This window comes from Nocardia sp. NBC_00508, assembly GCF_036346875.1.
In the GTDB taxonomy this organism is placed as follows: domain Bacteria; phylum Actinomycetota; class Actinomycetes; order Mycobacteriales; family Mycobacteriaceae; genus Nocardia.
The window spans coordinates 1573598-1592428 of sequence record NZ_CP107852.1; the positions used below are offsets into that span (position 1 = coordinate 1573598).

Below are 18831 nucleotides of genomic sequence, written 5' to 3' on the forward strand. Positions count from 1 at the left end.
CAGCGCGCAGTCGCGCATGACGGAGCCGAGCGGCAGTGAGGCACGGTCATGAGCGAAGCGAGCAAGGACCACGGACCGGCCGAGCCCGCGACGCGGGATCGTGGTGACGTCATCGGCGCGGGCATCCTGTGGCTTGCCAAGTGGGCGGTGTGCATCGTCGCGATCGCGGCGGGGGCGTGGGTGCTCGGATTCCTGATCGCCCGGCTGTGGGTGGTGATTCTGCCGGTAGCGCTGGCCGTGGTCGTCGCGACGGTGCTGTGGCCGCCGGTGCGCTGGCTCACCGCGCACGGCCTGCGGCCCGCGTTGGCGGCATCGATCGCGGTGCTCGGCTTTCTCGGTGTGCTGGCCGGGGTCATCGCGCTGATCGTGCCGTCGGTGGTGAACCAGGCGCCCGAACTCGCGGACAAGGCGAGCGAGGGTGTGAACCAGGTCCGCGAGTGGTTGCAGGGACCGCCGTTGAGAATCCGCGACGAGGAACTGGATTCGGCGGTCGACGCGATCGTGTCCCGGCTGCAATCGAGTTCCGAGCAGATCGCCACCGGCGTGTTCAGCGGCGTGAGCACCGCGACGTCCATGCTGGTGACCCTGTTCCTCGTGCTGGTGCTCACGTTCTTCTTCGTCAAGGACGGGCCGCGTTTCCTGCCCTGGCTGCACAGCGTGTCCGGCAGCCGCAGCGGCAGGCACCTGGAGCAGGTGCTCGGCCGGATCTGGGTGGTGCTCGGCGGGTTCATCCGCACCCAGGCGCTGGTCAGCCTGATCGACGCCGTGCTGATCGGCGCGGGCCTGGTGATCCTCGGGGTGCCACTGGCATTGGTGCTCGCGGTGATCACGTTCCTCGGCGGGTTCGTCCCGCTGGTCGGCGCGTTCGTCGCGGGCGCGCTCGCGGTGCTGGTCGCGTTGGTCGGCAACGGCTTCGTCACGGCGCTGATCGTGCTCGGCATCATCGTCGCCGTGCAGCAACTGGAAGGCAACGTGCTGCAACCGGTCTTGCAGAGCCGCAGCATGCAACTGCACGCGGTCATCGTGCTGCTGGCCGTCACGGCGGGCGGATCGCTGTACGGGATCATCGGCGCCTTCCTGGCCGTCCCGGCCGTCGCGATGGCCGCGGTGGTCCTGCGCTACGTCGGCGAGCAGATCGACGCGGCCACCATCGCGCTGCCGGAACCGGACAGCGAACCCGAATCGGCCGAATAGCGCGCGGCGGCCTGCGATCCGCGCGCACGCCATCGTTGGAATCGGTCCGAATGTAACTATCGCCGTCGCCCGATGTCGTTCCTAGCGTGGATCAGCCGCTGTTCCAACCCGATCGATCGCCACCCCGAAGGAGAGCCTTCCCGATGACCGAACCCGACCTGTCCGCGGACTGGAGCTTCGAGACGAAGCAGATCCACGTCGGACAGATTCCGGACGGCGCGACGAACGCCCGCGCGCTGCCCATCTACCAGACCACCTCCTACACCTTCCGCGACACCGCGCACGCGGCAGCGCTGTTCGGTCTGGCCGAGCCGGGCAACATCTACACCCGGATCATGAACCCCACCCAGGACGCCGTGGAGCAGCGCATCGCCGCCCTCGAAGGGGGTGTCGCCGCTCTGCTGCTGGCCTCCGGACAGGCCGCGGAGACCTTCGCGATCCTCAATATCGCCGGAGCAGGCGACCACATCGTCTCCAGCCCCCGTCTCTATGGCGGCACCTACAACCTGTTCCACTACTCGCTGCCCAAGCTCGGCATCGAGGTTTCCTTCGTCGACGACCCCGACGATCTGGAGCAGTGGAAGGCCGCGATCCGCCCGAACACCAAGGCGCTCTACGGCGAGACGGTGTCCAACCCGCAGAACCACATCCTCGACATCCCAGGCATCGCGAATGTCGCGCACGCCAATGGCGTTCCCCTGATCGTGGACAACACCGTCGCCACCCCCTACCTGATCCAGCCGCTCGCGCACGGCGCGGACATCGTCGTGCACTCGGCCACCAAGTACCTCGGCGGGCACGGCGCGGCCATCGCGGGCGTGATCGTCGACGGCGGCCGATTCGACTGGACCGGCGGCCGGTTCCCCGGTTTCACCGAGCCCGACCCGAGCTATCACGGCGTCGTCTACGCCGATCTCGGCGCGCCCGCCTACGCGCTCAAGGCGCGCGTGCAGCTGCTGCGCGACCTGGGCGCGGCGGTCTCGCCGTTCAACGCCTTCTTGATCAGCCAGGGCCTGGAGACGCTCAGCCTGCGGATCGAGCGGCACGTGCGGAACGCGCAGGCGGTGGCGGAGTTCCTCACCACGCGCCCGGAGGTGACCTCGGTGTCCTACGCGGGTCTGCCTTCGTCGCCGTGGTACGAGCGGGGCCGCAGCCTCGCGCCCAAGGGCACCGGCGCGGTGATCGGCTTCGAGCTGGCCGGCGGCGTGGACGCGGGCAAGCGGTTCGTCGAGGCGCTGCGGCTGCACAGCCACGTCGCCAATATCGGTGACGTGCGCTCGCTGGTGATCCACCCGGCCTCGACCACCCACTCCCAGCTGACCCCCGAGGAACAGTCGGCCGCGGGCGTCACGCCCGGCCTGGTCCGGCTCGCGGTCGGCATCGAGGGCATCGATGACATCCTCGCGGACCTGCGCATCGGTTTCGCCGCAGCGGGTTCCTGACCCGGATTGCCCGGGTCCCGCGACCCGGGGCAATCACCGTTTGTCGCTCAGCGGATTTCGCCGACAGCGGGGCGAAAACCCGTTTCGCGCTTGTTTTCGTGATTTCGGTCGAAACTCGACTTTCACGCATCCGAAGGGGTTACCGGACCGAACTAGAAAGGTAGGTATATGTCCTCTTCAGAATGAGGTGGGTAAGTCCATGGGCAGAGAAATACCGGAAACTCCAGCACACCCCTTCTTTCGCCGCGCCGCCACTCTGATTGTGGCGAGCGCGATCCCGCTGTCGGTGGTCGGCGCCGCGACCGCCGCCGCGAACCCACTGGTGCCCGAGATTTCCATCCAGATTCCGTTCGCACCGGTACCCGCTGTCGCCGCTGTCGCCCCGGTCGCCGACCCTGCCGACCCCGATGCCATTCCGCCCGACGCCGCTCCTCCTGCCGCTCCCGCGCCACCGGTTTCCACCGGACGCAACGACTCGAGCACCAACCGGCCGATGCCGGACCCGAACGTGCTCGCCCCCGTCATTCCGCAGCGCCTGCATTTCCCCGGCGCTGCGGCTCCCAGGGTCGCGCCGATCGAGGCGCCGCCCGGCACGCTGCGCGTCGGTTCCATCGTGATCGGCCGGCCCGACTTCCTGACTCCCGACCAGGGCAAAATGATCAACGACGCGATCGCGGGCTCGGAGGCGGGCATTGCGCAAACCTTTGATTCGGCAGGCTTCGAGCCGTCGCGCTCCGACCGTATCGCCGCGGACATCATCGGCTCCACTGCGGTCGGCGCCTCGGTGGGCAGCATGGTGGCCTCCCCCGTGGCCTCGATCGGAGCGGTCATCGGTGCGATCTGCGGCGCCATCGCCGGCCTTCCGATGTTTCCGACCGGGACGGTAGCCGTCATGGGCTTCGGCGCCGCCATCGGTTACGGGTTCGTCGCATCACCAGCCATCGCTGTCGGTGCGGCCATCGGCGCCGGAGTCGGCGTCGCGCAAGGCCTTCTCGCGCCGCCTACGGTTCCGGCCTCCTAATCCACTTTCCTCCGCGGGACCGGACCGCACCTGCGCGGCATCGGGCCACCTGGATCAATTTCATATGTGCACGATTTACCAGGAAGACCCGGTTTCGACCGGGTCTTCTTATTCGCGATAGAAAGCCACACGTTTGGCTTCGCCGTTACCGGCTATCGCGATGTGGACCGGCGGATACGACAGGCCGGTCGCCGCACAAGGAGGTAGACATGAGCACAGCCGACAAGGCGAAGAACAAGGCCGAGAAAATCGCCGGTCAGGCCAAGGAAAAGTTCGGCGCGGCCACCGACGACCGGGCGAAGCGGGATGAAGGCCGGACCGATCAGACCAAGTCGGACCTGAAGGACGCGGGCGAAAAGGTCAAGGACGCCTTCCGGCGCTGACGCCCGCGCACGAACGACTCCGGAGCGGATGACCGCGGCGCGGTCGTCCGCTCTATGCATGCGGACCCGGCCCCTCGTCCGCCACCAGGCGCAACTCGCTCGGCCACCAGATAGTGCGCCCGATCAGGCTGAACAACGCCGGGATGACCACGGTGCGCACGACGAACGTGTCGAGCAGGATGCCGAGGCCGACGACGATGCCGACCTGGGTGAGCGTGATCAGCGGAAGCACGCCGAGCACACCGAACACCGCGGCGAGCACGATACCTGCGCTGGTGATCACCGCGCCGGTCACCGATACCGCCCGCACCATGCCCTGTGTGGTGCCGTGCCCGGGAGTTTCCTCACGAGCCCGGGTCACGAGGAAGATCGTGTAGTCGACGCCGAGCGCGACCAGGAACAGGAAAGCGAACAACGGAACGCTGATGTCCAGCGCGGGGAATCCGAACACGTGCTCACTCATCCAGCTCCCCAGCCCGAGCGCGGCCAGCGCGCTGAGCACGGTGACCGCGACCAGGAGCACTGCGGCGGGTATCGCGCGCAGCAGCACGAGCAGCACCGCGAGCACGACGACCAGGATCAGCGGAATGATCACCTCTCGGTCCTCGGCCGCGGCGGTCTGGATGTCCAGTACCTGCGCGTCCGTGCCGCCGACGAGCGCGTCCGTCCCGGGCACCTGAGCCAGCGACGCGCGTAGTGCCTCGAGCGTGTCGAAGGCCCGCTCGGAAGCCGGTGGCGCGTCGATCACCACCGACCATCGGGTGAGCCCGGTCGGCGAGGTCCCCGTCTGCCAGGTCAGCACCACCCCCTCGGTGCGGCGGAACGCCTCCTCGATTCCCGCGGTCGCGCCGCTGGGCGCGAGCACGATCGCCGGGTCGGATGCACCGGACGGAAAATGCTGGGCGAGCGTGTCGAATCCCTCCACCGACTCGGCGCGGACCCGGAACTGCTCGGTCTGGGAGAGCCCGACCCGCACCGTCAGCAAACCGGTCGCGCAAACGGTGAGCACCGTGATCGCGCACCCGGCGACCAGCGCGGGCCTGCGCACCACGCGCGCGGCGATCGTGTGCCAGATTCCCTCGCCTGCCGTGTCCCGGTCGTCCGCGCGGGGCACGAATGGCCAGAACACGTTGCGTCCGCAGAGGGCGAGCGCGGCGGGCAGCGCGAGCAGGACGAACACCACCGCCACCAGCAACCCGAGCGCGGCCATCACACCGAGACTGCGTGTGCTCGGCACCGAAGCCAGCAGCAGCACCAGCAGCGCCGCCACCACCGTCACGTTGCTCGCGAGGATCGCGGGCCCGGCGCGGCGCACCGCCTGCCGCAACGCCGCACGGTGATCCGATTCCCGGTGCAGCTCGTCGCGATAGCGCGACACCAGCAGCAGCGCATAGTTGGTGCCCGCCCCGAACACCAGCACGCTGGTGACACCGGAGGTCGAGCCGTCGAAAGCCAGCGGGGTCACCCGAGCCAGGGCGGTTCCGGCGCTGGTGGCGACCCGGTCGGCCGCACCGACCACGGCCAGCGGCACCAACCACAGCACCGGGGAGCGATACGTCGCGATCAGCAGCACCGCGACCACCGTCGCGGTCACCGCGAGCAGGGTGACGTTGGCGCCGGAGAACGATTCGGCGATATCGGCGCCGAAGGCGGGACCCCCGGTCACCTCCAGGTCCAGTCCGGCGGGCAGACCGTCTCGTGCGGCGTAACGGATGTCGCGGATGCGGTCGGTGAGCGCGAATCCGCTCAGGTCGGCGTGCACCGGCACCTGCCCGATCGCCGCCTTACGATCCGGCGACGTGAGCAGATCGCCCGGCCCGGGCGACCGGCCGGCGGCGCGGGTCACCGCCTCGGCCGTGGCGGTGCGGTCGTCCTCGGTCAGGTCGCCGTCGGCGGCGCGGGTGACCACGATGATCGCGGCCGCCCAGCCCGCGTCCGGAAACCCCGCTAAAGCCTGTTCGACCTGCGCGGACTCCGCCGACGGCGGCAGCGCGTCGGGCGCCTGCCCCGCCGCCTCGTTCTCTCCCACGGCTGCGATCAGCCCCAGCGAGGCCGCGGCGAGCACGAGGAGCAGCGCCCACGATCCGCGGGCGGTCACCAGCGACGCGTACCGATCCCAAGCGCTCACCCGGCCACTCTCTCAGATCTTCACCGTCGAGCAATCGAGACACCCCGGCTGGATCACGCCGCAGATCGGCCACTACTCCCCCTGGGCCGAACCAGCTGCGCACCAACAGCTTTCGGGCGCCGATGCCAGGTCTCCGGTCAGTCTCGTAAAGCCTGCTCGCGCAACGATTTCAAGGTCTTCGACAGAATGCGCGAGACCTGCATCTGGGAACAGCCGATCCGCTGGGCGATCTGCTCTTGGGACAGGGAATCGAAGAAGCGCATGACGAGCACCTGCTTCTCGCGGTCCGGCAACGCGGCCAGCAGCGGTTTCACCGCAAGATAGTTCTCCACGGTGCCGAAATCGGGGTCCTCGGCGCCCAGCGAATCCAGCAGCGAGGGGCCGCCGGACTCCGCGTCGCCGGACTCGGTGGCGGCGTCGATCGAGGAGGTCTGATAGGCGTTGCGGGCGATGAGGGCCTGGGTCACCTCGGTCAGATCGACGCCCAGCTCCTCGGCGATCTCCCGCGCCCGCGGCATCCGGCCCAGCCGCTGCGACAGCGTCTCCACCGCCGGGCCGATGGTGGATTGAATTTCCTTGAGCCGCCGTGGCACTCGCACCGACCAGGCGTGGTCGCGGAAATGCCTGCGCACCTCTCCCATGATCGTCGGCACCGCGAACGACAGAAAGGTCGCGCCATGCGCCGGATCGAAGCGATCGACCGCGGCGAGCATGCCCACCCGGGCGATCTGCAGCAGGTCCTCGAAGTTCTCGCCGCGTCCGCTGAACTTGCGCGCGATGTGTTCGGCGAGTGGAAGGCAGCGCTCGATCACCTCCGCGCGGAGGGCCTCCCGGCGCGGGTCGTCCGGGGCCGCTGCGGCGAGCTCCGCGAACAGCGGCTCGATATTGTCGTAGCTGTCCCCCCGCGACTTGCGCTTGGGAATGATCTGATTCGACTCGCTACTCATCCGTGCCGCCGCGCACCCAGCGGAAGTCGACGGTAGTCGGGTAGCCGCCCGAGGCGCTGTCGTGGGCGCCCTGGGAGGCGGAAACCGAATCGGTCAAGGTCGTGACGATGTGCCAGCCGAAACCGGCCTGATCCGGAGTGCCGTTCGACCTCGTGACCGCGCAGACTTGCACGTCCACGGCGTCGCCGTCGAAGCTGAACGCGCAATCGAGCTCCGACCCGGGCACCGCGTCCAGCACCAGCGCGCTGGCGACCTCGTCGAGGGCCAGCCGGATATCGGTCACCTCGTCGATACCGAAATCGGCCATGAGCACGACCGTCTCGGCCAAGGCACGCAGCATCGCCAGTTGCTCGGACTCCGCGGGCACCCGCACGCTGATCGCGCCGGTCCGCGTCGTCGCGGGAGGAGTCCCCTCACCCTTGCTCATGCACCACTCCCAGAAGTCGCGCCGTCCGTCGGAGCGACCAGCCTACGCTCTCTTGTCCGCTCATTTCGACGCGCCATGCGCGGCTGCGTGTATTCGCCGCACCCAGGCGGTGGTGAGCCGGACAGCCGCTCAGCCGTCCGCGCCCAACCGCATCGGCGGAAGCCCGCGACGGCCGTCCCCTACCTCGCGCACCAGCTCCGCGTAGGCGATCTCCAGCTCGGCCAGCCGGGTCCATGCCGCGTGCATCCGTTCACCGCCCGGATCGTCGTGCATCAACAAGTGAAATGCCCGTTCCGCGACGGCGGCCATTCGGTCGATCACCTCACCCAGACTTGCTTCGTGCAGGCGAACCCCCACCGCGGCGCTCGGCAGGTGCAGCGTCGCCCACGTGTTGATCCGGTCGGCCAGTTCGGCGCGGCGGCCATCGATCTCGACCAGGCGCCCGGCACCTTCACGGCGGCGGCGATGCAATACGGTCAGCTCCCGCGCCCAGCGGCTCACCGGTCCGTGCACATGCTGACCGCCCAGCGCGCACAACAAAGTACTCGGGCTCGGCAACGCCGAACTCTCGGTCACTTTGCTCAGTCGCGCGCGCTGGACGAGCATCGGCCTACCTCCTCGGCACAACCACACCGATTCCGCGGCCGGTCGTCAGAGCATTCATCAGGACAACGATCATTCCGGGTCTGTCACGCCTGTGTCGGCGCCACGCGGTGGCGCGCCGAAGTCACAGTGGCGCAGTGAGTTCGAGGTGGATGCCATCCGGGTCGGAGAACGACAGAATCGCGATCCCGAAGTCGGACATCTCGATGATCTCGCCGTGTTCGATGCCCGCTTCAGCCAGCCGGGCAGCCGCCCCGACCAGATCGTCCCGCGCCGGGACGGTGAAGCTGAGATGGTCCAAGCCCACCCGATGGGAGTCGAAGCGGTCCGTCGCCGGGGCTACCGGACGCAGGCCGAGCAGCATTCCGTTGGCCTGGAACACCACGCCGCCGAACAGTTGATACGGATCGGTCCGCACCGCCGGATCATCCGGGCTGCCCGGCGATTCGGCGGCGATCGGGAAGCCGAGAACGTCGTGGTAGAAGTCACGGGACCGAGCGATATCGGTCACGGTCAACCGGATGTGGTGGGTTCCGGTCGTTTCGATCAGGGTCACGCGAACTCCCCAGGTGAAGAGGTAGGGCGGGCTCGATCGGCTCCTCCGGGGCGGGTGCTACCGGTGGCGAGCCGTCTTGCCGATGACATTAAGTCAGAATTCCGGTCGAACAGGAGTGTCGTGAACGACATCTTCGGTACTGTTCCCGACATGGACGTCGCTGTCTTCGTCGTGGACGGCGTGGCCGACTTCGGATACGCCGCTCTGGTCGAGACCTTCAACACCGCGAACTCGGTGCGGACCGAACTCGCCGACCCTCCGCAGCCGTGGCGGATCCGCAGCGTGTCGTTCGGCGCTGCCGTACAGTCGGGCAACGGCAACACCGTGCCGACGATTCCACTCGACGAACTCGGCGACGAATTCGAACTGATGATCGTGCCCGCGGTGAACGTGCTCGCCGCTGAGGCGCTGATAGATCTCATCTCCTCCTCCGCCAGCCGCCCCGTGCTCGACCGCCTGGTCGCGGCGCGCGAAAGAGGAGTGCATCTCGCCGGTGCCTGCACCGGAACGTTCTATCTGGCCGAGGCCGGTGTGCTGGACGGCTCGCCCGCCACCACGAGTTGGTGGCTCGGCCCGAGTTTCCGGCATCGATACCCCCGCGTCGAGCTGGACGAAGGACGGACGCTGTGCCGCGGGCACGGCGTCACCACCGCGGGCGCCGCGCTGTCGCACATGGACCTCGCCCTGTCGCTGATCGCCACCAAGAGCCCGGCACTGGCCGAGCGCGCCATGCGCTATCTGGCGGTCGGCGCGGGAAGACCGCAGCGCGAGTTCATCATTCCCGAGGTCATCGCCAGGGGCGACTCCATTACCGCGGCCTTCGAACGCTGGGTGCGCGACCACCTGACCGACAACTTCCGGATCTCGCAGGCCGCCAAGGCCATCGGCGTCACCGAACGCAGCCTGCAACGCGCCACCCATGCCGAACTGGGCATGTCCCCCACCGAGTTCCTGCACGATATCCGGCTGGAACGCGCCATGCACCTGTTGCGCACCACGCCGCTCACCGTGGACGCGGTCGCCGCAAGGGTCGGCTACCTCAACGCGGGAACTCTTCGTGGCCTGTTCCGGCGTCGCCGGGGCATGTCGATCTCGGAAATCCGTATGACTCGTTTGTCGTACTGAATTCTCTTCGAGCCCTATGGAATAGACGTTTCGCGCGCTAGCATCTCTTCGAGAGTTCTGGAAGAGATGCGACGAAGCGGAGGGGCGATGCCACTCGGGCGCTGGAAGTCCGCCGATCACCCGGAGATCGGCGCCGTAGCGATCGATGCCGTTCTGCATGCCCTCGCCGACCCCACCCGTCGGCGGATCGTGCGCATGCTCCTCGACGAAGGCGATCGGCCCTGCGGCAGTTTCGGTCTGGGCATTTCGCCGTCCACCCTCAGCCACCACTTCAAAGCACTACGCAATGCCGGTCTGATCCGCCAGTTCGACCAAGGCCGCCAGCGCATGAACACGCTGCGCCTGGCCGAACTCGACATCCGCTTTCCCGGCCTGGTCGCCTCGATCCTGGCGCAAGCCGAGGCGAATCGGCCATGAGCCGCAACCGTACCGAAACCAGTTTGTCCGCAAGGAAATTCGTTATGTCGCTGAACACCGCCGCCCGAGTCTGCGCCATCCCGATCAGCCTGTGGCTGATCACCGCGCTCACCGCCGATGCCGACTACCGCGCGAACAACATCTTCGCCGCCCCCGACTTCACCTTCTCCCTCGTCCTGCTGATCGCCGCCTTCCTCCCGTGGCGTCTCGCGAGCCCGGCCCTGACCGCCGGTTTCTTCTTCGGCTCCGGCGTCATCACCGTGGCCGCCATCAACCGCTTCGACCACGGCGAAGCCACCCAAGGAATCACGAACCTGATCATCGCCGCGGTCTACCTGACGGTCGCCCTGCTGCTCGTCCTCCGCGTCGAACGCACCCCATCCCCCGCACCGCAGGGCTGATGACCCCGCGATCTCAGACCGGCAGCGTGCGGAAATGGGTCCATGCTCCTGGCCTCCGACCCGCATTCGGGACTATATGAAACACAGTCCACTCACGCTCGGGCCGTGGACGCGCCCACGCATGCGGGTCGTCGTCCAGGTCAGCTCGAGTCCGTGCGCCCGCCGAGCCGCCTGCGCCAGGCCGGACTCCGGTCAGCGCAGCTGAATGCAGGTCCGCGGGGGATAGGTCACATCATCATCGGCATACCGGGGAACATCCCATTCCACCAGTCGCGTGCCATCGTCATGAGCTGATCCAGGGTCATCATCGTCGTTCACCTCTTTTCGATTGAGACCCACGATCAGGGGTACCCTGCATGATCGTTTCTAACGGCGGGCAGCTCAGCAATCGCCGGTCACCAGCCGTTCCCCGCAACCTGCCGATTGCCGAGCCCGCGGAGCGGTATCGTCCGGTACGAAGCCCGGGATGCGGCAGAGTAGTCCGCACGCAGGAGGATCGCCGTGACCGATCACCGGCACGAGGCCACATCGGACGAGGCAGCGTCACCGACAGAACACCGCGCGAGCGCGCACGACACGGTGCGACTCGCGGTGGTGGTCGCCACTTTGGGCATCGTTTTCGGGGACATCGGGACCAGTCCGATCTACACGATTCAGACGGTGTTCAACCCGCGCGACCCGCACCCGGTGCCGGTCAGCGCGACGAATGTTTACGGCGTGGTGTCGCTGATCTTCTGGTCGGTGACGATCATCGTCACGATCAGCTATGTGCTGCTGGCACTGCGCGCCGACAACGACGGCCAGGGCGGCATCATGGCGCTGATCACGCTGCTGCGGCGATGGGGCGGGCAGCGCGGCCGGCGGGAAGCCGCCGCGCTGGCCGCGCTGGGCATCTTCGGCGCATCGCTGTTCTTCGGCGACAGCATGATCACTCCGGCGATCTCGGTGCTGTCCGCCGTGGAAGGGCTCGAAGTGGTCGAACCAGAACTGAAAGAGCTCATCGTGCCGATCACCGCGGTGATCATCGTGGCGCTGTTCTTCGTGCAGCGGCGCGGAACCGCGGCGGTGGGCCGAGTGTTCGGGCCGGTGATGATCGTGTGGTTCCTGACCATCGGCGGGTGCGGGGTAGCGGGCATCGCCGCCCACCCGGAGATCCTGAAGGCACTATCGCCGACCTACGCGCTGGGCTTCCTGGTCGGCCACTTCCACATCGCCTTCTTCGCCTTGGCCGCGGTCGTGCTCGCGGTCACCGGCGCCGAGGCGCTCTACGCCGACATGGGGCATTTCGGTCGTCGTGCGATCACCCGGGCCTGGCTGATTCTCGTGTTCCCCGCATGCATTCTCAGCTACTTCGGCCAAGGCGCGCTGATCCTCGACGATCCCAGCAATAGCAAGAGCCCGTTCTTCCTGCTCGTGCCCGGCTGGGGCCGACTGCCCCTGGTCCTGTTGGCCACCGCGGCGACAGTAATCGCCTCGCAAGCGGTGATCACCGGCGCGTACTCGGTGGCCTCCCAGGCCGCACGGCTCGGCTACCTGCCCCGGCTGCGGATCGCGCACACCTCGGAGTCCCAGATCGGCCAGATCTACGTGCCCTGGATCAACTGGCTGCTGATGGTCTCGGTGCTCACCTTGGTGTTCGCCTTCCGCAGCTCGGCAGCATTGGCCTACGCGTTCGGTATGGCGGTGACCGGGACGATCACGATCACCACCCTGCTCTTCTTCTACATCGCCCGTGCCAGGTGGGGCACACCGCTGTGGTTGATCGGTCTCGGCGCCGTCCCGCTGCTGCTGGTGGACTTCTTGTTCGTCGCGGCCAACCTGACCAAGCTCGTCCACGGCGCGTGGCTTCCGCTGCTGATCGGCCTCACCGCGTTCACCGTGATGACCACGTGGCAGCGTGGACGCGAGATCGTCAGCGCGGAGCGGGAACGGCGCGAGGGCTCATTGCGCGAATTCGTCGACCGGCTCCATGCCGAGCAGCCCTCGATACGCCGAGTTCCCGGCACGGCCGTCTTCCTCAACCGCGGCAAGCGGACCGCGCCGCTGGCCATGCGAGCCAACGTCGAGCACAACAAAGTCCGGCACCAGCAGGTCGTGATCATGTCGATCGAGACCGAGCCGGTCCCTCGGGTCCCGCTGGAGGAGCGGATCACCGTCGACTCCCTCGGCCACGCCGAAGACGGGATCATCCACGTCAGCGCCCGGTTCGGCTACATGGAGCACTCGGACGTACCCGGCGCGCTGGCGCTGGTGAACCCCGTCGATACCGAGGGGCGATTGCAGCTGGACGAGGCATCCTATTTCCTGTCGACGATCGAGCTTCGAGCCGGCGACGCACCCACCATGGCGCTGTGGCGCAAGCGGCTTTTCATCGCCACGTCCTACCTCACCGCCGACGCCGCCGAACATTTCGGCCTGCCGCGCGAACGCACCGTCATCATGGGGTCGAATATCGAGCTCTAGGCGGTCACTCCATCGCCACTGGCGCAGACGCGGGAAGTCAGGGCCTGTCGTCGGCGGTGACCAAGTCCAGGAGATGGGCGGCGTCGGCGCGCAGGTTGTCGACCGCGTCGGCGCGTCCGGAGAGCTTGTGCAGCAGCGCCTGCTGGAACACGCCGTCGAAAAGGGCGTACGCCGTTTTCGACGGCACGAGCAGCGGCTTTCCGGACAAATCCGCATACCGCCGCACAACGTTGTGGATCATCTGCTCGCGCCGCCCGTCGATCTCGACGACATCGTCACGGAAGGACTCCTCGAACAGGCTCTGATTGCGCAGGTCATACCACAGCCGGTGCAGCGGGGCGTCGGTGTCCAGAGTGGTGGCCATGGCGTTGCCGAAGTCGCGTCGCAGGCCATCGGCCGTCATCGAGGTGGCGACGATGTCGTCGTAGCGGGTGACACACACCGCCTCGTACTGCCGCACCGCGTGGGTGATCAGCTCGACCTTGTCGCTGAAGTAGTAGTGCAGCACGCCGTGGGTGAACTCGGATTTCTGCGCGATCTCCCGCAGGCTGGTCCGGGCGTAGCCGAGTTCGGCGAGGGTGTGCAGGGCGGCGGCGGCCAACTGTGCCCGCCGTTCGGCGAACTTGTCGACCTGTCTGCGCGCGATGCGATCCCGCCTGGTCTCGACGATCTCGGTCACCGTGACTTCTCTCCGTCCACGCGTCGGCACCCTGCGAACCAGCTCAGTCTAACCCGGCCGCGCTCTACCGGACCGCGTTGTCTTGACAGTCGTCAAAGAAAGTCTTGACGACTGTCAAAATTCCGCAGTACTGTGATCCACGTCGCAGTCGGACGGGCCGCCGTACCGGGCGCCCGCGCCGCACAAGCCATCTCGAGGAGGAGACGCCGCATGAGTGGGTACGACCTGACCGGGCGCCGGGCACTGGTAACCGGCGGAGCACAGGGATTGGGGGCCGGTATGGCCGAGGCGCTGGCCCGCGCCGGGGCTGCCGTCGCGATCGGCGACATCCGCGAGGATCTCGGCAAGGACACCGTGGAGGCGTTGCGCGCCGCCGGCGCCGTCGCCGAATTCGTCCCGCTCGATGTCACCGACGACGCCGGCTGGGAGCAGGCGGTCGCCGACACCGTGGCCGCGCTCGGCGGCCTGGACATCGTCGTCAACAACGCCGGTATCGAAATCACCGGTCTCCTGGTGGATCTCGATCCGTCCGAGGCGCGCCGGATGCTGGAGGTGAATGTGCTCGGTACGGCGCTTGGCATCAAACACGCCTTCCGAGCGATGCGTCCCGGCGGCGCGGCAGGCCGCGGTGGCGCGATCGTGAACATCGCGTCGGTCGCCGCGACCATCGCGTTCCCCGGCATCGGGGTGTACTCGTCGACCAAGTCCGCGGTCGATCGCCTCACCAGGGTCGCCGCGATGGAGTCCGGCAAGCTCGGCTACGGCGTCCGGGTGAACTGCGTCTACCCCGGGCTCGTCCCGACCGAGATGGGCGCGCGGCTGGCCGAGGACGTAGCCGAGATCGGCCTGTTCCCCAGCGCGGAGGCCGCCGTCGGCGCCGTGATCGAACAGACCCCGCAGGGACGGCTCGGCGAGGTCGCCGATATGGCCGACGCGGTGGTCTTCCTCGCCTCCGACGCCGCCCGTTTCATCACCGGGGCCGGTCTGCCGGTCGACGGCGGCATGGGCATGTGAGCACCGAACAACATCGAAAGGTCTGGATCTCATGAGCAACGACAAGCCCGTCGTCGTCTATGGCGCCTCGGGTTACACCGGCCGGCTGGTCTGTGAATACCTGCGCGAGTTCAACATTCCGTTCATCGCGGCGGGCCGGGACAAGGCTCGCCTCCAAGAGGCGATCGACAAGATCCCCGGCATCGACACCGTCGAGCACGAGATCGTCGAGGTCGCCCACGACGTGGGACCGCTGACCGAACTGTTCCGCGGCGCCTCCGTCGTCTGCAACACCGTCGGGCCGTTCTCCCAGTACGGGCACGAGGTCGTGCAGTCCTGCCTCGCCGCGGGGGCGCATTATCTCGACACCACGGGCGAACAGGATTGGCTCATCGCCTGCGACGAGCAATACGGCAGCGACATGGCCGAGCGCGGACTGCTGCTGTCGCCGGGCATCGCGCAGATGTACACCACCGGCGAGATCGCCGCCAATCTCTGCCTCGAGACGCCCGGCCTGGATACCTTGGACATCCAGGTCTTCTGGAAGGGCTTCCCGACCGTCGCCTCGACGAAGACGATTCTGGTCAATGCCGCGCTGTCCAAGGCGTACTACCTCGAGCAGAACCAGTACGTCGAGTGGCCGGCCGACGCCGGACTCTACGACGTCGTCGTGCCCGGCCAGCACGAGATCGGGCTCGCTCTGCCGTGGGGCGGCACGTCGCATCCGGTCTGGTTCAAGCGCGATCCCCGGGTCGCCAACGTGAAGGTGCTCGGCGGCGTCTTCAACCGGCCGCTGATGCTCGGCGTCCCGCAGATCGTGCAGGCCGTCATCGAACAGGTGAAAGACCTTCCCGTGGAAGAGAAATACCGCGTGCTGAGCGAGCAGGCGTCGGCGGTGCGCAGCGAGATGCCGCCACGCGAGAACCCGCGGATCAACACCTCACTGGACTCCGTGCACGCCTCGGGTCCGCTGGCGCGCGCACACTGCGTGATCTACGGAAACTGCAACTACAAGCAAACCGGTCTCCTGCAGGCGTACGCCGTGAACTCGCTGCTGCAGGCGCCGCCGAAGCGGGTCGGGTTCGCCTCGGCCTGCCAGGCGTTCGGCCACCGGGAACTGCTGGGTGTGCTGCGCGGTTTCGGACTGGTCGCCGAACCGGTCCTGACCGTGCACCGCTGAGCACGCCTCGGCCCGTCGGCGTCCGAAGCCGTACGCCGACGGGCCGAGATTTCCACCCACCCGCATCGCTCTCGAAGGAACGACCGTGCGTCTGACCGACTATCTCGACAAAGGCGCCTCACTCGGCGCGACCGCGCCCTGCCTGACCATGAATGGGGACACGCTGACCTATCAGCAGGTCCAGCAGCTGTCCTGGCAGGTCGCCCGTGCGCTGCACAGCTCAGGAGTACGCCCGGGCGACAAGGTCGCGATCCTGTCGGCGAACGACGCACTGGCCTTCGCCTGCGTCTTCGGCATTGCCCGCGCCGGTGCGGTGTGGTGCCCGATGAACCCGCGCAACGAAGCCGCCGAAAACCGGGAATTGCTGGACCTTTTCGATTGCGCATGCCTGGTCTTCCACTCCGCCTTCGCCCCGCTGGTGGCAGCCATCGCACCGCAACTGACCTCGCTGACCACCCTCGTCTGCCTGGACGCGACCGTCTCCGGCGCAGTGCGTTTCGACGACTGGATTCGCGACTGTCCGGCAACCGAGTGGCAGGCCGAACCGGTGGACGACGTCATCATGCTGGTGGGAACCGGCGGAACTACCGGGCGGCCCAAGGGCGTCCGGCTCACCGGGCACAACATCGAGGCGATGACCGCACTCACCTTGATGAGCTATCCCTTCGAGGGTCGGCCGCGCTACCTGGCCCTCGCGCCGCTCACCCACGCGGCGGGCGTGCTGTGTTTCCCGATCATGACCCTCGGCGGTGAGATCGTCGTGATGCCGGCCCCCGACTTGGCCGAGTTCCTCGCTCTGCTGGAACGCCACCGCGTGACGCACGCCTTCCTGCCGCCGACGCTGATCTACATGCTGCTCGACCACCCCGCCCTGCCGGGCACCGAGCTCGGTTCGCTGCAATGCCTTTGGTACGGCGCGGCGCCGATGTCGACCGCTCGGCTCGAGCAGGCACTGCACCGGATCGGGCCGGTCATGGGCCAGCTGTTCGGGCAGTCCGAAGCCCCGATGATGGTCTCCACCCTGGCCCCGAAGGAACACTTCCGACCGGACGGCTCCATCGCGACCGAGCGGCTGGCGTCCGCGGGCCGTCCCACTCCCCTGACCCAGGTGGCCATCATGGACGGCGCGGGCCGACTGCTGCCCACCGGCGAACGCGGCGAAATCGTCGTACGCGGGCCTCTGGTAATGGCCGGCTATCACAAGAATCCGGAGGCGACCGCCGAGGCGTCGCGATACGGCTGGCACCACACCGGCGATATCGGCTATCTCGACGCCGACAACTATCTCTACGTCGTCGATCGCGCGAAGGACATGATCATCACCGGCGGTTTCAACGTCTATTCCGCCGAGGTCGAACAAGCCTTGCTCACTCATCCCGCCGTCCAGGACTGCGCCGTGGTCGGCCTGCCCGACGACAAATGGGGCGAGCGGGTCACCGCCGTCGTCCAATTCCACGCCGGACACAGCGCCACCCCCGCGGAACTGCGTGAATTAGCCAGAGCACGGCTCGGCTCCGTGAAAACCCCCAAGCAGGTGGAGATCTGGGCCGACCTTCCTCGCTCGAAGATCGGCAAGGTGCTCAAACCCGAAATTCGAGCGCAACTGCGCGCCGAGGGCACGCCGCGCGCGACCCCGCGCCCCGATCCGGTCCGCTGAAAAGACCCGATCCTCAGACGCCCTGATCTACCGGCTCTCGGCTACCCACACCGGAGCGGAACTCGCGCCGTACTAGCCCTGCCACGGCCTGCCTATGGCCTCGGATGCGCTGCAGACTGCTCTCATGATGCGTTACCGACTGTTCGGCCGAACCGGTCTGCGTGTGTCCGAACTGGTGCTCGGCACCATGGCGATCGACGACGTCGACGAGTGCCGACGGATTCTGCACGCTTTCGCCGATGCCGGAGGCAACTTCATCGACACCGCCTCGGCTTACGGAGCGAGCGAGGAAATGCTCGGCACGGTGATCGACCGCCGCGACCGATTCGTCATCGGCACCAAATACACGCTGACCCGCGACACGAGCGACCCGAATGCCTCGGGCAATCACCGCAAGAACCTGATCAGATCGCTCGAGCAGAGCCTGCGACGGCTGCGCACCGACTACATCGATGTGTACTGGGTGCACGTATGGGATCGGCACACTCCGATCGAGGAGACGGTGCGGGCGCTCGACGAGGTGGTACGCACGGGCAAGGTGCTCTACATCGGTATCTCCGATGCCCCCGCATGGGTCGTGGCCCAGGCGAACACCCTCGCCCACTCCCGAGACCAGACCGCGTTCGCCGGGCTGCAGGTGCCCTATAACCTGCTGCAACGTGATATCGAACGAGAGCTGCTGCCCATGGCGGAGGCGTTCGGCATGAGCGTGACCACCTGGGCACCGCTGGCCCGCGGAATCCTGGCCGGCGCCACAGGACGACGCACCGATCCAACCCGGCACACCGAGCGCGAACGCGCCGCAGCCGCAGCCGTCGACACGGTCGCGGCTGAACTCGGGGTACCCCCGGCGCATGTGGCGCTCGCGTGGACCCGGCACCGGTCGCCCACCGTGCTACCGATCGTCGGTGTCAGCAACGCGACCCAGCTCACGCAGAATCTCGGCGCCACCGGCCTAACGCTTCCGGACGACGCGGTAGCCGCCCTCGAAGCGGCAGTCCCGTTCGAACTCGGTTTCCCGGGCGACTTCATCGCCGAATGCGACCGGTCGCCGCACGTCTACGGCGACACCGTCCACCGAGTCGACGCCCACCACCAGCACCGCACGAATACCGGCGGCCACGGATAGCGCACCAGCCCGATCGATCGGGATCATCCGGACCCCAGGTCTTCGCGCACACGATTTGCGATCTCGTCGAGATCGTTTGCGTGCCC

18 protein-coding genes are annotated in these 18831 nt (G+C 67.6%); 12 read left to right on the forward strand and 6 right to left on the reverse strand.

Going from position 1 to position 18831, the window contains the following annotated elements; genetic code table 11:
- Window positions 1–48: 48 nt before the first annotated feature.
- The 4 genes from OHA40_RS06985 to OHA40_RS07000 all read left to right on the forward strand — a co-directional run bounded on the left by OHA40_RS06985 (window position 49) and on the right by OHA40_RS07000 (window position 4040).
- Entirely contained in the window at window positions 49–1194 is a 1146-nt protein-coding gene (locus OHA40_RS06985; protein ID WP_330232250.1) for an AI-2E family transporter, read from the forward strand.
- A 143-nt stretch (window positions 1195–1337) separates the two neighbouring features.
- Complete coding sequence (locus OHA40_RS06990) at window positions 1338–2636, forward strand: bifunctional o-acetylhomoserine/o-acetylserine sulfhydrylase (RefSeq protein WP_330232251.1); 1299 nt, start codon at window positions 1338–1340, stop codon at window positions 2634–2636.
- A gap of 40 nt (window positions 2637–2676) precedes the next feature.
- Window positions 2677–3657, forward strand: coding sequence for a hypothetical protein (locus OHA40_RS06995; RefSeq protein ID WP_330232252.1), 981 nt, complete (start codon window positions 2677–2679; stop codon window positions 3655–3657).
- Between the two features lie 209 nt (window positions 3658–3866).
- Window positions 3867–4040 (forward strand): CsbD family protein, encoded by a 174-nt coding sequence (locus tag OHA40_RS07000; protein ID WP_330232253.1) that lies wholly within the window; start codon window positions 3867–3869, stop codon window positions 4038–4040.
- Between the two features lie 52 nt (window positions 4041–4092).
- On the opposite strand, the gene OHA40_RS07005 is transcribed toward OHA40_RS07000, so the two are convergent.
- The 5 genes from OHA40_RS07005 to OHA40_RS07025 form a co-directional block, all read right to left on the reverse strand.
- Complete coding sequence (locus tag OHA40_RS07005) at window positions 4093–6168, reverse strand: MMPL family transporter (RefSeq protein WP_330232254.1); 2076 nt, start codon at window positions 6166–6168, stop codon at window positions 4093–4095.
- A gap of 137 nt (window positions 6169–6305) precedes the next feature.
- Complete coding sequence (locus OHA40_RS07010) at window positions 6306–7115, reverse strand: RNA polymerase sigma factor SigF (protein WP_330232255.1); 810 nt, start codon at window positions 7113–7115, stop codon at window positions 6306–6308.
- Window positions 7108–7542 carry an ATP-binding protein gene (locus OHA40_RS07015; protein ID WP_330232256.1) on the reverse strand — a complete coding sequence of 145 codons (435 nt, stop codon included), beginning with the start codon at window positions 7540–7542 and terminating at the stop codon, window positions 7108–7110. The genes OHA40_RS07010 and OHA40_RS07015 overlap by 8 nt, the downstream gene beginning before the upstream one ends.
- Window positions 7543–7671: 129 nt before the next feature.
- Entirely contained in the window at window positions 7672–8148 is a 477-nt protein-coding gene (locus OHA40_RS07020) for a hypothetical protein (protein ID WP_330232257.1), read from the reverse strand.
- Window positions 8149–8269: 121 nt separating this feature from the next.
- Window positions 8270–8701: a VOC family protein gene (locus tag OHA40_RS07025; RefSeq protein WP_330232258.1), complete on the reverse strand. Its 432-nt coding sequence runs from the start codon at window positions 8699–8701 to the stop codon at window positions 8270–8272.
- A 150-nt stretch (window positions 8702–8851) separates the two neighbouring features.
- Between OHA40_RS07025 and OHA40_RS07030 the strand changes: the two genes are divergently transcribed.
- From OHA40_RS07030 to OHA40_RS07045, 4 genes are all read left to right on the forward strand, one after another.
- On the forward strand, window positions 8852–9826 hold the full coding sequence (locus tag OHA40_RS07030) for a GlxA family transcriptional regulator (RefSeq protein WP_330232259.1): 975 nt from the start codon (window positions 8852–8854) through the stop codon (window positions 9824–9826).
- Between the two features lie 87 nt (window positions 9827–9913).
- Entirely contained in the window at window positions 9914–10243 is a 330-nt protein-coding gene (locus tag OHA40_RS07035; RefSeq protein WP_330232260.1) for an ArsR/SmtB family transcription factor, read from the forward strand.
- A 44-nt stretch (window positions 10244–10287) separates the two neighbouring features.
- A complete protein-coding gene (locus OHA40_RS07040) occupies window positions 10288–10644 on the forward strand; it encodes a hypothetical protein (RefSeq protein WP_330232261.1) in 357 nt (118 codons plus the stop codon).
- Window positions 10645–11223: 579 nt separating this feature from the next.
- Entirely contained in the window at window positions 11224–13107 is a 1884-nt protein-coding gene (locus OHA40_RS07045; protein ID WP_442944032.1) for a potassium transporter Kup, read from the forward strand.
- Window positions 13108–13144: 37 nt separating this feature from the next.
- Here the strand turns inward: OHA40_RS07045 and OHA40_RS07050 are convergent, their stop codons facing one another.
- On the reverse strand, window positions 13145–13786 hold the full coding sequence (locus OHA40_RS07050; RefSeq protein WP_330232262.1) for a TetR/AcrR family transcriptional regulator: 642 nt from the start codon (window positions 13784–13786) through the stop codon (window positions 13145–13147).
- Window positions 13787–13996: 210 nt separating this feature from the next.
- On the opposite strand from OHA40_RS07050, the gene OHA40_RS07055 reads away from it, so the two are divergent.
- From OHA40_RS07055 to OHA40_RS07070, 4 genes are all read left to right on the forward strand, one after another.
- Window positions 13997–14800 (forward strand): SDR family NAD(P)-dependent oxidoreductase, encoded by an 804-nt coding sequence (locus OHA40_RS07055; protein WP_330232263.1) that lies wholly within the window; start codon window positions 13997–13999, stop codon window positions 14798–14800.
- Window positions 14801–14831: 31 nt separating this feature from the next.
- On the forward strand, window positions 14832–15959 hold the full coding sequence (locus tag OHA40_RS07060; RefSeq protein ID WP_330232264.1) for a DUF5938 domain-containing protein: 1128 nt from the start codon (window positions 14832–14834) through the stop codon (window positions 15957–15959).
- A gap of 85 nt (window positions 15960–16044) precedes the next feature.
- Window positions 16045–17616, forward strand: coding sequence for an AMP-binding protein (locus OHA40_RS07065; RefSeq protein ID WP_330232265.1), 1572 nt, complete (start codon window positions 16045–16047; stop codon window positions 17614–17616).
- A 124-nt stretch (window positions 17617–17740) separates the two neighbouring features.
- On the forward strand, window positions 17741–18745 hold the full coding sequence (locus OHA40_RS07070) for an aldo/keto reductase (RefSeq protein ID WP_330232266.1): 1005 nt from the start codon (window positions 17741–17743) through the stop codon (window positions 18743–18745).
- Window positions 18746–18831 lie beyond the last annotated feature (86 nt).

Bases quoted from the DNA above. Each gene is read 5' to 3' on its own strand.
- OHA40_RS07000 (WP_330232253.1), top strand. From the start codon at position 3,867: ATGAGCACAGCCGACAAGGCGAAGAACAAGGCCGAGAAAATCGCCGGT.
- OHA40_RS07015 (WP_330232256.1), bottom strand. From the start codon at position 7,542: ATGAGCAAGGGTGAGGGGACTCCTCCCGCGACGACGCGGACCGGCGCG.
- OHA40_RS07035 (WP_330232260.1), top strand. From the start codon at position 9,914: ATGCCACTCGGGCGCTGGAAGTCCGCCGATCACCCGGAGATCGGCGCC.
- OHA40_RS07020 (WP_330232257.1), bottom strand. From the start codon at position 8,148: ATGCTCGTCCAGCGCGCGCGACTGAGCAAAGTGACCGAGAGTTCGGCG.
- OHA40_RS07030 (WP_330232259.1), top strand. From the start codon at position 8,852: ATGGACGTCGCTGTCTTCGTCGTGGACGGCGTGGCCGACTTCGGATAC.
- OHA40_RS07010 (WP_330232255.1), bottom strand. From the start codon at position 7,115: ATGAGTAGCGAGTCGAATCAGATCATTCCCAAGCGCAAGTCGCGGGGG.
- OHA40_RS07070 (WP_330232266.1), top strand. From the start codon at position 17,741: ATGATGCGTTACCGACTGTTCGGCCGAACCGGTCTGCGTGTGTCCGAA.
- OHA40_RS07060 (WP_330232264.1), top strand. From the start codon at position 14,832: ATGAGCAACGACAAGCCCGTCGTCGTCTATGGCGCCTCGGGTTACACC.
- OHA40_RS06990 (WP_330232251.1), top strand. From the start codon at position 1,338: ATGACCGAACCCGACCTGTCCGCGGACTGGAGCTTCGAGACGAAGCAG.
- OHA40_RS06985 (WP_330232250.1), top strand. From the start codon at position 49: ATGAGCGAAGCGAGCAAGGACCACGGACCGGCCGAGCCCGCGACGCGG.
- OHA40_RS07040 (WP_330232261.1), top strand. From the start codon at position 10,288: ATGTCGCTGAACACCGCCGCCCGAGTCTGCGCCATCCCGATCAGCCTG.
- OHA40_RS07055 (WP_330232263.1), top strand. From the start codon at position 13,997: ATGAGTGGGTACGACCTGACCGGGCGCCGGGCACTGGTAACCGGCGGA.